This window comes from Candidatus Tisiphia endosymbiont of Thecophora atra (assembly GCF_964026395.1).
GTDB lineage: Bacteria > Pseudomonadota > Alphaproteobacteria > Rickettsiales > Rickettsiaceae > Tisiphia.
This window is the reverse complement of sequence record NZ_OZ032145.1, coordinates 337,465-351,105: the sequence shown is the minus strand read 5'-3', so window position 1 is coordinate 351,105 and position 13,641 is coordinate 337,465. Positions and strand designations below refer to the sequence as shown.

Annotated in this window: 15 protein-coding genes; 8 read left to right on the top strand and 7 right to left on the bottom strand. The window is 30.5% G+C overall.

The window, feature by feature from the left end:
• Window positions 1-14: 14 nt before the first annotated feature.
• From AAGD45_RS01695 to AAGD45_RS01680, 4 genes are all read right to left on the bottom strand, one after another.
• The gene (locus AAGD45_RS01695) at window positions 15-791 is read right to left on the bottom strand and encodes an ABC transporter permease (RefSeq protein WP_341761722.1); all 777 of its coding nucleotides are present in this window, start codon (window positions 789-791) and stop codon (window positions 15-17) included.
• Window positions 791-1,528, bottom strand: a complete 738-nt coding sequence (locus AAGD45_RS01690) for an ABC transporter ATP-binding protein (protein WP_341761721.1) — start codon at window positions 1,526-1,528, stop codon at window positions 791-793. Before AAGD45_RS01690 ends, AAGD45_RS01695 begins: the two co-directional genes overlap by 1 nt.
• Window positions 1,529-1,544: 16 nt before the next feature.
• Window positions 1,545-1,868, bottom strand: a complete 324-nt coding sequence (gene trxA, locus AAGD45_RS01685; protein WP_341755385.1) for a thioredoxin — start codon at window positions 1,866-1,868, stop codon at window positions 1,545-1,547.
• Window positions 1,869-2,133: 265 nt separating this feature from the next.
• Window positions 2,134-2,967, bottom strand: a complete 834-nt coding sequence (locus tag AAGD45_RS01680) for a pyruvate, water dikinase regulatory protein (RefSeq protein ID WP_341761720.1) — start codon at window positions 2,965-2,967, stop codon at window positions 2,134-2,136.
• A gap of 394 nt (window positions 2,968-3,361) precedes the next feature.
• On the opposite strand from AAGD45_RS01680, the gene hemE reads away from it, so the two are divergent.
• The 5 genes from hemE to AAGD45_RS01655 all read left to right on the top strand — a co-directional run bounded on the left by hemE (window position 3,362) and on the right by AAGD45_RS01655 (window position 7,479).
• Window positions 3,362-4,381: a uroporphyrinogen decarboxylase gene (gene hemE, locus AAGD45_RS01675; RefSeq protein WP_341761719.1), complete on the top strand. Its 1,020-nt coding sequence runs from the start codon at window positions 3,362-3,364 to the stop codon at window positions 4,379-4,381.
• On the top strand, window positions 4,359-5,462 hold the full coding sequence (hemH, locus tag AAGD45_RS01670; protein ID WP_341761718.1) for a ferrochelatase: 1,104 nt from the start codon (window positions 4,359-4,361) through the stop codon (window positions 5,460-5,462). The genes hemE and hemH overlap by 23 nt, the downstream gene beginning before the upstream one ends.
• 17 nt (window positions 5,463-5,479) lie before the next feature.
• A complete protein-coding gene (hemJ, locus tag AAGD45_RS01665; RefSeq protein ID WP_341761717.1) occupies window positions 5,480-5,917 on the top strand; it encodes a protoporphyrinogen oxidase HemJ in 438 nt (145 codons plus the stop codon).
• A 297-nt stretch (window positions 5,918-6,214) separates the two neighbouring features.
• Window positions 6,215-6,628: an MFS transporter gene (locus AAGD45_RS01660; RefSeq protein WP_341761716.1), complete on the top strand. Its 414-nt coding sequence runs from the start codon at window positions 6,215-6,217 to the stop codon at window positions 6,626-6,628.
• The gene (locus AAGD45_RS01655; RefSeq protein ID WP_410521079.1) at window positions 6,541-7,479 is read left to right on the top strand and encodes an MFS transporter; all 939 of its coding nucleotides are present in this window, start codon (window positions 6,541-6,543) and stop codon (window positions 7,477-7,479) included. The genes AAGD45_RS01660 and AAGD45_RS01655 overlap by 88 nt, the downstream gene beginning before the upstream one ends.
• On the opposite strand, the gene AAGD45_RS01650 is transcribed toward AAGD45_RS01655, so the two are convergent.
• Window positions 7,406-8,119, bottom strand: a complete 714-nt coding sequence (locus AAGD45_RS01650; protein ID WP_341761715.1) for an HD domain-containing protein — start codon at window positions 8,117-8,119, stop codon at window positions 7,406-7,408. The two genes, AAGD45_RS01655 and AAGD45_RS01650, sit on opposite strands and share 74 nt — an antisense overlap.
• Window positions 8,120-8,304: 185 nt before the next feature.
• On the opposite strand from AAGD45_RS01650, the gene AAGD45_RS01645 reads away from it, so the two are divergent.
• Window positions 8,305-10,257, top strand: a complete 1,953-nt coding sequence (locus AAGD45_RS01645; protein WP_341761714.1) for a primosomal protein N' — start codon at window positions 8,305-8,307, stop codon at window positions 10,255-10,257.
• Window positions 10,258-10,530: 273 nt separating this feature from the next.
• Here AAGD45_RS01645 and AAGD45_RS01640 read toward each other — a convergent pair whose 3' ends face one another.
• Window positions 10,531-12,018 (bottom strand): carboxypeptidase M32, encoded by a 1,488-nt coding sequence (locus AAGD45_RS01640; protein WP_341761713.1) that lies wholly within the window; start codon window positions 12,016-12,018, stop codon window positions 10,531-10,533.
• Window positions 12,019-12,129: 111 nt separating this feature from the next.
• Window positions 12,130-12,507, bottom strand: coding sequence for a hypothetical protein (locus AAGD45_RS01635; protein ID WP_341761712.1), 378 nt, complete (start codon window positions 12,505-12,507; stop codon window positions 12,130-12,132).
• Window positions 12,508-12,999: 492 nt separating this feature from the next.
• Here AAGD45_RS01635 and AAGD45_RS01630 point away from each other — a divergent pair, with 492 nt between their 5' ends.
• Window positions 13,000-13,266, top strand: a complete 267-nt coding sequence (locus AAGD45_RS01630) for a type II toxin-antitoxin system Phd/YefM family antitoxin (protein ID WP_341761711.1) — start codon at window positions 13,000-13,002, stop codon at window positions 13,264-13,266.
• Window positions 13,247-13,501 (top strand): Txe/YoeB family addiction module toxin, encoded by a 255-nt coding sequence (locus AAGD45_RS01625; protein WP_341761710.1) that lies wholly within the window; start codon window positions 13,247-13,249, stop codon window positions 13,499-13,501. The genes AAGD45_RS01630 and AAGD45_RS01625 overlap by 20 nt, the downstream gene beginning before the upstream one ends.
• Window positions 13,502-13,641: the final 140 nt, after the last annotated feature.

Below are 13,641 nucleotides of genomic sequence, written 5' to 3'. Positions count from 1 at the left end.
CTTCTTTAGATTAGCTATATATAATATATGACATTTTTAGAAAAAAATCTGTAGCCAAGATAACTGAAAAATGAAACAATAACGGCTACAATAAAGGATTTTATAATCATAAATACATCTGGCAACACTCCTTCTATTACTAAGAATTGAACTGGTCTTATGACAAGAAAAATGGGGTTAATTTCAAAAAATATTTTCTTTGATTCTGGTACCATAGAATATGGGTACACTATTGGTATAGTCCAATATGCAACATTCAAAATCAAATTTAATAGCTGTGGAACATCACGTATATAAGGAGTTAAAAATGCAAATGCGATAGAACTACTAATCACAGAAATAATCAGCGGCAACACAAGAATCGGTACAAAAAGTATATATATACTAAATCTTTCGGGGTATAAAATGATAAAAGCTATATACATAGCTACAAACGAATAAATTAGGGTATAAACTTGTGTTAAACTATCCGATATAGGAAAGATAGTTCTAGAAATTACTACCTTTTTTATAATACCACTACGATTAATTAATGAATTTGATGACATATTTAAGCTGCTAACAATAAATGTCCATAACGGTAAACCACCGACTAGGTTCATAATCATTGCTTCTCTTGGTAGCTTAAGTAAAAATCCAAAAAAATATGAAATGATCATTATATGCACAAAAGGCTGAACTAAACCCCATAACGAACCTAAAAAAGAATCTTTATTTTGACGAGATATAGAAGCTTGGGTTAATAATACCACTGACAACCAGTATTTCTTGGAAAAAAAATACTTTATCATTAATAATTCCCACTATTATAAATTTTTAGTATTTCATCTGGATTACCGTCTGCAATAATACTACCTTCTTTTAATAACACACATCTATTACAATTCTCCTTAATAATATTTTCTTGATGACTTACTAATATTAAAATAGGTATATTTTGTAACTTGTTTTTCATAAAATTGGTCGACTTCTCAATAAAATGACTATCACCAGCAGCAAAAACTTCATCTAACAAAAGAATATCTGAATCTTGAAAAGCCGATACAGAAAAAGCTAATCTTGATAACATACCAGAGCTATAATTTTTTACCGGCAAATCTATTTTACTCCCTAGCTCAGAAAAATCTATGATTTCTTGTTCCAATTCTTTACTGTACTTACCTAACATATTATTATAAATCATAAGCATTTTGATATTTTCTCTGCCAGTTTGCTCTAATTCAAAACCTACTCCCATCTCAATAATGGCGGCAAAGTTACCATGAACTTTAATTTTTCCAAACTTTAATGGGTAAATTCCAGCAATTACTTTAAGCAAAGAACTCTTACCTGAACCATTGCTACCAATAAAGGCAATTTTTTCGCCTCTTTGACAGGAAAGATTTATATTATTTAAGATAGGAATTGACGAAGGAAAAAGTTTACCTCCTTTAATAAAAAAGTGTCTTAAACTTTCTACTCTTTGTTGGTTATTGATTCCTTCTACACAACCATCAGATATCTCTATAAATACTAGTTTAGACGTCATACATTAAAAATATGAGTTATATTTTTACTGAAGAGTTAATCCATTCTTCAATAATATTTTTGGGGAATACTCCAGTCTTAGTAGCTAGTTGTTTCCCATCTTTAAACAAAATCATTGTAGGTATACTACGAATACCTAAACTTGAAGGTATATTGGGATTTTGATCTATGTCCATTTTAACGATTTTTATTTTGCCCACTAATTCCTTACTTAATTCTTCAATAATAGGTGTTAACATTTTACATGGTCCGCACCACTCAGCCCAAAAATCAACTAATACAGGTGTGGTGGACTCTAAAACTTCTTTATTAAAAGAATCATCTGTTATATTGCTTGCCATAATCTCTTATTTTTAATCTTGTTTTAACAATTAACCTGAGTTTGTCTAGGAAACAATCCATAGATAAATGAATTGCTTCGTCGGCTTTACATCATCCTCGCAATGACGGTTTAACCCTTACAACAGCACTTCGCTAATAGACGGTTTTTTTAACTTTCAACAGTTATGGACATCGTTTTTAGCCAAAACCTTCTCGGGTTAACTATATAATCATACTAAGTAAAATTCTTATTGTAAATGACTGCTTTAAGTTTACTTAAAAATGTTAGTATCTAAAGTTGTTAAGAACATATTTCTTACGATCATAATAAAGTTTCATAGCTACAGCAGCGGTTTCTTCTACAGATCTTCTTGAAACATCAATTATTGGCCATCCTTGTTGCTCGCAAATTTGTTTTACTTGTATACATTCTTCTTGGACTATTTTAAAATCTGTATAATTAGTATTATCACTCATCTGTAGTGAATGCATTCTAGTTTCTCTTATTTCAATTAGCCGAGTTGGGTTAATAATCAAACCAATTACAAGCTGTTTTGTAATGCTACCTAACAAGTCTAAAAACGGATAACCATGAATATAAGGCACATTTGCTGTTTTAAATCCATTATATGCTAGATATACGGAAGTTGGAGTTTTTGATGTCCTAGAAGGACCAATCAGAATAATATCAGCTTCGTCTAATTCACTAGTCATCTGACCATCATCATGTCTAAGAGTATAATCAATAGCATGAATCTTATCAAAATAACCTTCATCAAATTTATAATCATAAACTAAACTTTCTTCTGTTTCCACACCTAAAAAAACTGAAATTTCTTTTACAATTCTACCTACAACAGAGATACAAGGAATTTTTAAATCATAACAAAATTTAGTTAAATTTCTTCTTAGTTCATAATCTAAGATAGTGTATAATACAATGCTTGGTTTCATCTTGATCTTTTTCAAAACCTCATTTAATGATTCTGCATTTCTTAACATTGGCCAATGATACAATTTTGACTCAATTTTGCTAAATTGTGACAAAGCACTATTAGCTGCATGTTTAACTGTTTGCACTGAAGAATCTGAAACTAAGTGAATAATCAGCTTACTCATAGTTTATTAGTCTTTGTGGATAATTTTTTATTCATATTTTAATCTCTATATTAAAAGTAATCAATAACTACTCATATATATCCCGTATATAGAGGTTAATAACCTCTATAATTTAAAGAATAATTTTGTGGATAATTTTGTGTGTAAAATGCTAGATATCTAATGTCCTTCACGTTTTCTCATTCTACACACATAAACCACTATAAATTATCCACTAAAAAAATAATCCTATGAATAATGTGAATAATAATTATAATCAATAAACCTTACTAGTAATTTAGCAATAAAAAAATGTGTATAACTATGTGTATATATAATTAATCTACATATTAACAATGTCTACATCAACTAAAAAAATATTATATACAATATATAGATTATTATGGATTATTTCATGAATCAGCTTTTACAAACTTTTAAGAAAAAAAATAATCTCGTGCCTATTTGGTTAATGCGTCAAGCTGGTAGATATTTACCTGAATATCAAAAAATAAGAAAAACTGTTAGTGGTTTCTTAGATATATGCTATAATGTTGATAAGGCTGTAGAGGTGACTTTACAACCAATAAGAAGGTATGGCTTTGATGCTGCTATAATTTTTTCTGACATTTTGGTTTTACCTGATGCACTTGGCTGGGATGTAAAATTTGAAGAAAATATAGGACCAATATTACGTAAATTTCAATCAAAAGAAGATTTTAAATATCTTGAAGAAAATTCTAATGGAAAACTAAATGTAATTTATGAAATAATCAATAAAACTAAAGCAAATTTGCCAGTTGATACTGCATTGATAGGTTTTGCCGGTAGTCCATGGACGGTAATGACTTATATGCTTGAAGGAAGAGGCAAACAAAGTTTTGAAACAAGTAAAAAATTTATTTATGAAAATAATAACCTAGCACAAGAACTTCTAGACTTTATTACTGAAAAAACTATTATTCATTTAAAGGAACAAGTAAAAGCTGGGGCAAATTTAGTACAATTATTCGATTCATGGGCAGGGATATTAGAAGAAGCAGAATATGATCAGTTTGTAGTGCAACCAACAAAAAAAATAGTAGTAGCTTTAAAAAAACAGTTTCCATATTTACCGATTATAGGTTTTCCAAGAGGTTCTGGGATTTTATATGAAAAATATATTAGTAATACTGGAGTGGATGCTATTGGAGTAGATCAGTTTGTACCAGCTAGTGCCATGAAATTATGGAGTGAGAAAATTGTTGTACAAGGTAATTTAGACCCATTTATATTGCTTACTAATAAAGAAATTATTGCAGAAAAAGTAAGTAAAATAATTGCAAACTTTAAAGAAAAAAATTTTATATTTAATCTTGGACATGGTGTTTTACCAAATACACCAGTTGAAAATGTTGAGTTTTTAGTTAATTATGTTAGAGAATTTAAATACTAAAATATCTCAAAAAAAAATAGCCATCGTACTTTTTAATCTTGGTGGACCAAATAGCTTAAGCTCAGTTAAACGGTTTCTATTTAACTTATTTTATGATAAAGCAATTATTAACCTACCAAATCCCCTAAGGTTTATTCTTGCTAAGATAATATCAATTACTAGAAATAGAAAATCTCAGGAAATATATTCTCTAGTAGGTAATAATTCGCCTATTTTACGAGAAACGGAATCTCAAAAAGCTGCTATTACAGAGAAGTTAAAACAAACTCTGAAAGAGGATTTTAGGATTTTTATAGCAATGCGTTATTCTTATCCTGATTCCGAAGAAGTAGTAAGAAAAATAAATGAGTATAACCCTTCAGAAATAATATTGTTACCATTATACCCACATTTTTCTAGCACCACTACTGGATCTTCGATTAAAGATTTTATATCTTCTCTTTATAAAAATAAAAGTGAGGATTTCCAACATATTAAAAACCGACATATTAAAACTATTTGTTGTTATCCTATCGATGACGAATTTATTGAAGCTCATTTATCATTAATAAAGCAATCATTAAAAAAATTGAAAAACAAAAAAAGTTTTCGTATATTATTTTCAGCTCATGGTCTGCCTGTAAAAATAATAAAAGCAGGAGATCCATATCAGTGGCAGATTGAAAAGACTGTAGAAAGTTTGGTGTCTAAGCTTAGTATAGATAATTTAGATTATAAAATAACTTATCAAAGTCGTGTTGGTCCAGTGGAATGGCTTAAACCTAATACGGAGGATGAAATTGAGATAGCAGGCAAAGAAAATAAATCTCTTATAATAGTCCCAATAGCATTTGTATCAGAACATGTTGAAACGTTGGTAGAATTGGACATTGAATATAGAAAGATTGCTGGTAAGTACAAAATAGAATATATTAGAACTTCTGCTCTTGGAATAAATAAATTGTTCATCAATAGCATAACTAAAATGGTATCAAATTTAGTTAATTATGGTTTCGATACAAAAAATTTGATATGTAGTTCAATTAATAAAAGAGTATGTCCTTATAATTTTACTATGTGTCCTTGTAATTTAAAAAACTAAGTAATGGGGTAAAATTAATGGCTAGTTATTATTTATGGTTTAAAGCATTCCATCTTGTATCAGCAATTTCTTGGATGATAGGTTTACTATACCTACCAAGATTATATGTCTACCACACTAAAGTTGTAGTAGGTAGTGAAACTGACAAGATGTTTCAATTAATGGAAAAAAGGTTACTTAGAATAATTATGAATCCGGCTATGATCAGCACTTATACTTTAGGTATAATAAATAGTTACATATATGGGCTAGTAGCTTTAGGAACATGGTTTTACGTAAAAATGACAGCAGTTCTAGGTATTACTATTTTTCATGGTTTATTAGCTAGATGGAGGAAGAATTTTGTTGAAGGCAAAAATAATCATTCTGAAAGATTTTATCGTATCATTAATGAAGTACCAGCACTGTTGATGATAGTGGCTGTTGTTATGGTTATTGTTAAACCATTTGATTAATATATTTTTCTACTTTATTATTTATATTACTGATTTCTAATCGTGACGCATATAACAATTATTGAAGTAAGTAATTAACCTATGGGTGATGTCACCCTAGGCTATTAAACCAATGTCTTACATCGAAATAAGGTTAATTATTATAGATAACATAACAGTGAAGTTTAAACAACTATATGAGCAAAATTATCCAAGCAGATAATAAGATTATGCAAAAACAGACTAGTTTAACTAAAGAACAAAAAGAGGTTGTTGGATTACTTGTCAATAGGGACATTTCTCGAGTATTTTGACTTAATGCTTTATGTGCATATGGCGGTATTGCTTAATGAGTTGTTTTTTCCAAAAACTGACCTGCATACGGCTACTCTTCTTTCAGCCGCTGCTTTTTGTTCTACTTACTTGCTTAGACCATTTGGTGCATTAATATTTGGTTGGATAGGTGACAATGTAGGAAGAAAAGCATCTGTAGTCATTACAACTTTTTTAATGGCAATATCTTGTTTTGTCATGGCTAATTTGCCAACTTTTGCTCAAATAGGGATTACTGCAGCTTGGCTGGTGACAATATGTCGTATTGTGCAAGGTATGACTTCTATGGGGGAAATCACAGGAGCCCAATTATACCTAACAGAGTATCTACAACCACCAGGACGATATGTGTCTGTAGCTACAATAGTTTTGCTGCCTTTGGAGGTTTTGCTGCTTTAGGTGTAGCCTCTCTTGTTATTTCTTATGCTCTTAATTGGCGACTGGCTTTTTGGTTTGGTGCAGGCGTGGCATTAGTTGGTATGATTGCTAGGGCAACGCTGCGAGAAACGCCTGAATTTGCCGACGCTAAACGTCGATTAAACAGAACTTTCCAACAGTTGAAAGGTATAGGATCTAACATTGACGTTGAACGAGCAATGCAAGATACTCTCAATATTCAAGAAAAAATTAATTGGAAAACAACAATAAGTTTACTGTTAGTAGATTGTATATGGCCAGTAATTTTTTATTTTACTTATATACATTGTGCTAATATTTTAAAATATTCGTTTCACTATACAGCTGAGCAAATTATTCACAATAACTTTATTGTATCTGCTATGTTACTAGGAAATATGGTTTTTGTGCTGTATTTCACCAGTAAACATCATCCACTAGTGATATTAAAGACAAGATTAATTTTAGTTTCCATATATTTCCTAGTGATTCCATATTTATTGAATAATGCAACAACTGGCTTTGATATATTGATAATTCAGTCTTTACTATTATTTGTTGCATGCGAAGCATCACCAGCTAATGCAATATTCTTCAAGCATTTTCCAGTCTTTAAACGTTTTACTTATACTAGTGCGATATACGCTGCATCCCAAGCTTTAGTATATGTTATTACTTCTGTTAGCCTTGTGTATTTAACAGATTATTTTAGTCATTGGGGATTGTATTTTATTACAACCCCAACAATTGTGGGTTGTGCATATGGATTGTCACATTTTATTAAACTCGAGAAAGATGCTGGAAATCTTTCTGAAAAGAAAACTTATCTAGACTCTGTAGCAAATATTGCTTAGATGATATAGTAGGTAAATATTGGTAACATAGCTCTATTAGTTTTTTTTCTAAACCAATTGCTTCTAAGTGTATAGCTAGACGTATAAATTCTTCTATAGTTTCCTCAATAATCTTCCTAGCTTTTTCAGGTGACTTAACTCCTATAGTTTGTAAGTTGTGAATTCGGTCGAAAATTTTAATAAATGCTACATCATATTTTTTTTGTTGATATAATAAATCTAAAATCTCTTTGGAGCTAATCTTGCCGTGAGGCTTAACCCTAGTTAAAGCTTCCACTTGACTAGCTACTATACTTCCAAAAATATATTCAATCATCTTTTCTGTCAGTTTTGTATCCTCGATAGTATCATGCAGTATACTGGTAACAATCATGTCAGTTCTGAAATAGCTTGGAATTTCTGATGCTGCATATTCCGCTACCATATACGCTACTTCAATCGGATGTGAGTAATAGGGTTCGCCAGACTGCCTCATTTGGCTGCCGTGATATTTTTTGGCGTAATAAATAGCCTTTCTAACCTCATCAATATCTATTGACCGGTTTACTTCCTCATTTATCTTACGTAATTTGTTCAGTAACCTAGTAGCATATTGACAAGGTGCATACTTTGAGTTGTCCCAATAGTTAATATCTTCCATAAAAAACTATAATATTTTAAATCACTATACAAGTTAAACTAAAAATTAGAATATTACTAGGAATTTATTATATTTTTTTTGAAAAAGATCAATATTTTTGCATTTTGTTGTTGTTTATCTATTAGTGCTTCTGATAATTAGTATATAGTATATGGTATACTCAAATGACCTGAAAATGAATTTCAATGCAAGTTGCCAAAATATTATTACCATTAGCTAAGCTTTTCCCGTTGGATTATTTAATTCCAAATGAATTAAAATTAGCTATAGGAGATTTAGTAGTTGTCCCATTTAGAAATAAAGAATTAACGGGTATAGTTTGGCAATTAGATACTGAAGTTTCAGAGGGAATTATTAAAATCAAATCTATTAAACAGAAAGTGCCACTTGAATTTAGGTTTAATCAGGAAATATTAGATTTAATTAAATGGGCTGCTAATTATTATATGACTTCACTTGGTTCGGTTGCTAAGTTGGCTTTGCCGATCGATATTGCCCAGCAACCTATAAAAATAAAGCATCAAGAATTAAACAAAGATTTTATTTTGCCAACGCTTTCAATAGAGCAACAAGAAGCACTTTCTCTATTAAGTCAATCGGATAAACCATCAATTATTAAGGGAGTAACCGGATCAGGTAAAACAGAAATTTACTTTCATCTATTGGCTGATTATTTGAAGCAGGGTAACCAAATATTGATAATGTTACCAGAAATTGCTTTAAGTCAGCAAATTATAAATCGTTTTATAGCACGCTTTGGCTTTCAGCCAGTAATATGGAATTCTGCGGTTACTAAAGCTCAGAAAAAGATGATTTTAAGAGGTTTGCTCAACAATGAAATTAAAGTTATAATTGGTGCTAGAAGTAGTCTATTTCTACCGTATATTAATCTTGGATTAATTATTATTGATGAAGAGCATGATAGTTCTTATAAGCAAGATGATGGTATATTATATAATGCTCGCGATGTGGCGGTATTGCGGGGAAGCTTATCCAAAATAAAAGTAGTATTATGCTCGGCTACTCCGTCTATTGAAACACTTTATAACGTAAGTAGCAATAAGTATCAATTAATTGAATTGTCAAATCGTTATCAGGAGGCAACTTTGCCAGAAATTCAAATAATTGATATGAAAAAGGAGAAATTATCAAAAAATTCTTACTTATCTAAGGAGTTAATAGCATTAATTGGTAAAAAGCTAGCAAGCAAAGAGCAGGTGTTATTATTTTTGAATCGTAGGGGTTATGCCCCTGTGATGCTATGTAAACTTTGTGGTTATCGTTTTACTTGTAATTCTTGCTCTGCTTGGTTAGTGGTACATAAATCTAGCAAAAAACTTGAATGTCACCATTGTGGTTATCAAAGTAGGATTCACATTTTTTGTCCTGATTGTCGGGAAGAAGAGTCTTTAACTGTTTGTGGTCCTGGGATTGAAAGAATTGAAGAAGAAACTAGGCATCTTTTTCCCGATAGTAAAATTGTGGTAATTAGCAAAGATTATGCCCAAAAACCTGAAAAGATCCGCGAATTACTATATAAAATGGAGCATTCTGAGGTTGATATTCTAATTGGTACTCAGATGATTACTAAAGGTTATCACTTTCCCAACCTTACTTTAGTAGGTGTTGTTGATGCTGATCTTGGGGCTATTAGTAGTGGAGACTTGCGGTCAAGTGAACGCAATTATCAACTACTTCACCAAGTAGGAGGTAGGGCAGGAAGAGAAGATAAAAAAGGTCTAGTATTAATGCAAACTTATTACCCAGATAATGCTATATTTAGTTATATAAAAAATGGAGGAGATCAGTTTTTACAATATGAACTTGAAACAAGGCAAGCAGAGAATATGCCTCCTTTCACCAAAATGGCATCAATAATTTTGTCTGGGAAAAATGAGCATAAAGTACTTGAAATATCCAAAACTCTAGTTGCAATTGCACCAAAAAGTTCAGCTAGAATACTCGGACCATCTAGTGCATTAATGTTTAAATTAGCAGGAAAGTTTCGCTACCGTATTCTAATCATAGTGGATAAGAAATTTAATTTACAAAAATTTTTACAAACATGGTTAAGTTTAATCAAAATCCCTTCTTTTTGTCATTTGAAAGTGGATATAGATCCTAAGAGTTTTTATTGATATTACTTTCACGGTTATCCAAGTAAAAGCTTTAGCTAGTACTACATTTGTAGTTATTTACAATGTCGTTATCCCCGTGAAGGCGTGTTAGTGTCCGGTTTAAGTCGGTGATGTCATCCTAGACCAGTGAGAGCCTTCGGTGTGAATGACGGATTCGGGGTCTAAAAATGTTGAAAGTCTTCTTGGCTATTTTTTTAGACCCCTGCTTTCGCAGGGGTGGCGATAATACTGAGCCTAATATTAACTTGTTACAGATATTTGAGGTTAAATAAGTTATAAATATTTTTGTTGGAGATATTTTAAAAATATTTCCGATTGAATGCGATCTTCACCCGTAGCGTCTTTAATTAATTCACTGGTATTTTTTAATGAGCCATAGCTTCTAATATTATTATCTAAGAATTGGTTTACACCATTGAATTCTCCTCTTGTTATTTCCTTTTTTATATTGTGATTAACTTCCTGTGCTTTTTTCATGACCATTGAAGCAATAATTGCTCCATTAGTATAGGATGGAAAATAACCAAAACTGCCCATTGACCAATGTATATCTTGTAAGCATCCGTCTTTATCGTTCTGTGGAGTAATGCCTAAATATTCCTGCATCTTATTATTCCAATAATGTGGTAGATCATCTAAAGATAAATCTCCGCTAATTAGCAATCTTTCTAGTTCAAACCTAACTATTACATGCATTGGATAAGTCACTTCATCTGCTTCTACTCTAATAAAACCTAGTTTGACTCTTGTCATTAATTTGTAAAGATTTTCTGCAGAATATTCTAGTCCTTTAAATCCAAATTCATCCTTAAGTAGCTTTGATAGATATTGACAAAATTCTTCTGATCTACCTACTTGCATTTCCATAAATAAAGATTGACTTTCATGGACAGCCATACCTTTAGCCTTACCTACTGGTTGGTTTTTATATTTGCTGGGCAAGCCCTGTTCATATAAACCATGACCAGTTTCATGCATAATCCCCATAATCCCTGAAATAAAATTATGCTCATTATATCTATTAGTTAACCTAACATCATCAGGAGTACCTCTACAAAATGGATGGGTTGATTCATCTAACCTACCTTTAGTGAGGTTAAAACCCATTATTTCCATAAGCCTTTTAGCAATTAATTTTTGTTGTGCTTCACTAATACTATTAGTGATAGGTAGAACATTTTCTTTACTTTGTTTTTCTACTATTTGACTAATTAATTCTGGTATAGTTTTTTTTAGATTATTAAACACTACTTTAACTTCATCAAGTGTGCGTTCAGGATCATATGTGTCAAGTAAAGCATCATATACAGAACAGTTTAGTGCATTGGCTTTAGATTTAGCCATTTTTTGTACGCAATCTAATACTGTTTGTAGGTAAGGTTTAAGTGATAGATAATCATTATTTTTTCTAGCATCTCGCCAAATTAACTCACATTTTGCACTAGCAGTAACATACATTTTGCATAAATCATCATCTATACATGTAGATTCTGTAATTCGTCTTTTTGTTTCTCTTAAATTAGCTAACTGCCAAACATCAAGAGTGTTCACGTTTTCAGAGACAGATTCTATTAGTTCAGCTAATTTTTTCGACTGTAACCTAGAGTGGGCTATGGAAGATAGTAGTGCTATTTCGTTTGTTCTACTATCAATTGATCCATGCGGAATATTTACTGCGATATCCCAATAAAGTATGTTAATCACGTTATTAATTTGAAAAATTTGCTCTAACTCTTGCTCTAATAATGTATAATGTTTCATATAATTCCCCCTACTTCAAAAGTTGCTTTAAACCTCAGTTTTGGATTAAAAAATACTGCTTTACAGCCTTATGCTACATTTTTACGTAAATGTTGCTAATATCCTTTAACTCTAATGACACGGTTTTGTTGAGAAGCCCTTATGACCTCTACCTCGTTGGCATCTTTGTTTAGTTGTCTTACTACTTAATGTCCATATATCATTATTTAAAGAAAAAACAAATACAGTTTGTATTGCCGCAATAGAGTCATCCAGCAAACCTGACTGTTCAATAGTAATAATAACAGATGTAGGCGATTCAACACTTGATAGTTTTTGACTAATCAGAGTGTTTGTCAATTCTAAACTCCTATTTAGACCCATTTCATTTATAGCTAACTGTAAAGGGGAAATGTACTCCTTAGTATTATTTTCTTCGCCATTAGCATTAGAAATAAATAGAATTAAAAATAAGATTATTTGTATATAGTGTTTAAGATGCAGTACCATAAGTATTTTTTGATGAGTTATAAATTAATATAATAATAAAGAAAAAACTAATTCTTTATATCTGCTAATTTAGCAAACATTTTTTCCTCTTGAAGTTCTAAACATAGCAATAATAAGGTTTTTTGCTATATTAGATGATGATTTATTATTGACTTTAGCAAGATTTGTAATTTCATTAAAAATTCTTCATCTAAAGATACCAATAATCGTTTAGCAGGCATACAAAACCTAGAATTTCTGTAAATTTACAATATCATATCTGATACAGAACATCAATATTATTTGATTTGAATTTATGTTATTAAAAAAACGAGCATTATATCAATTAACTTTGTTATACTTATAAAGTATGTTATATAATAAACATATTCGATGGTTAAACTATAGTAAAATAGGTTAAGACAAAATCTATTGAAAATTTTTCTTTTTAATATTGATCTAACGTAGAGTATGTAATAATATTATGTACATGTACTTAAATATGTTAATATAATGGAAGCAATATCTTATACACAAGCACGTAATAAGCTATCTAGCATTATGGATAAAGTTTGTACAAATCATCACTCTTTAATCATTACTAGACAAAAACAAAAATCTGTAGTGATAATGTCCCTTGATGACTATAATGCTTTAGAAGAAACTTGCTACTTATTAAAGAGTCCTAAAAATTCAGAAAGACTCAACCGTGCAATTAATGACCTTAACGAAAATATTAATTTTAAAAATATCACTATAAATGAAAGTATTATTTCATAATGATGCTTGGGAGGATTATCTTTATTTTCAGAAAAATGATATAAAAATTTTAGAAAAAATTAACCAGTTAATCAAGGATATATCTCGTTCACCTTTCTCGGGTATTGGCAAACCTGAACCTTTAAAATTTAGTTTATTTGGATATTGGTCAAGAAGAATAAATCAGGAGCATAGGTTAGTATATACCACTAAAGATAACACTATTTATATAGTGCAATGTAAATATCACTATTAAGAGGGGATTCAAAATCAGGGGCAAAAGTTAAATTTTGCTAAAAATATGCCTAGCTTTGGTTATATTATTAGTACAATTTTTTGAAATAAGATGGAGTGTTTTGGATAATCTCAAAAAACAAAACTATTCTAGGGGTAGGT

Excerpts from the sequence above, each read along its gene's own strand:
- AAGD45_RS01695 (WP_341761722.1), bottom strand. The coding sequence starts at position 791 with ATGATAAAGTATTTTTTTTCCAAGAAATACTGGTTGTCAGTGGTATTA.
- AAGD45_RS01690 (WP_341761721.1), bottom strand. The coding sequence starts at position 1,528 with ATGACGTCTAAACTAGTATTTATAGAGATATCTGATGGTTGTGTAGAA.
- trxA (WP_341755385.1), bottom strand. The coding sequence starts at position 1,868 with ATGGCAAGCAATATAACAGATGATTCTTTTAATAAAGAAGTTTTAGAG.
- AAGD45_RS01680 (WP_341761720.1), bottom strand. The coding sequence starts at position 2,967 with ATGAGTAAGCTGATTATTCACTTAGTTTCAGATTCTTCAGTGCAAACA.
- hemE (WP_341761719.1), top strand. The coding sequence starts at position 3,362 with ATGAATCAGCTTTTACAAACTTTTAAGAAAAAAAATAATCTCGTGCCT.
- hemH (WP_341761718.1), top strand. The coding sequence starts at position 4,359 with ATGTTAGAGAATTTAAATACTAAAATATCTCAAAAAAAAATAGCCATC.
- hemJ (WP_341761717.1), top strand. The coding sequence starts at position 5,480 with ATGGCTAGTTATTATTTATGGTTTAAAGCATTCCATCTTGTATCAGCA.
- AAGD45_RS01660 (WP_341761716.1), top strand. The coding sequence starts at position 6,215 with ATGCTTTATGTGCATATGGCGGTATTGCTTAATGAGTTGTTTTTTCCA.
- AAGD45_RS01650 (WP_341761715.1), bottom strand. The coding sequence starts at position 8,119 with ATGGAAGATATTAACTATTGGGACAACTCAAAGTATGCACCTTGTCAA.
- AAGD45_RS01645 (WP_341761714.1), top strand. The coding sequence starts at position 8,305 with ATGCAAGTTGCCAAAATATTATTACCATTAGCTAAGCTTTTCCCGTTG.
- AAGD45_RS01640 (WP_341761713.1), bottom strand. The coding sequence starts at position 12,018 with ATGAAACATTATACATTATTAGAGCAAGAGTTAGAGCAAATTTTTCAA.
- AAGD45_RS01635 (WP_341761712.1), bottom strand. The coding sequence starts at position 12,507 with ATGGTACTGCATCTTAAACACTATATACAAATAATCTTATTTTTAATT.
- AAGD45_RS01630 (WP_341761711.1), top strand. The coding sequence starts at position 13,000 with ATGGAAGCAATATCTTATACACAAGCACGTAATAAGCTATCTAGCATT.
- AAGD45_RS01625 (WP_341761710.1), top strand. The coding sequence starts at position 13,247 with ATGAAAGTATTATTTCATAATGATGCTTGGGAGGATTATCTTTATTTT.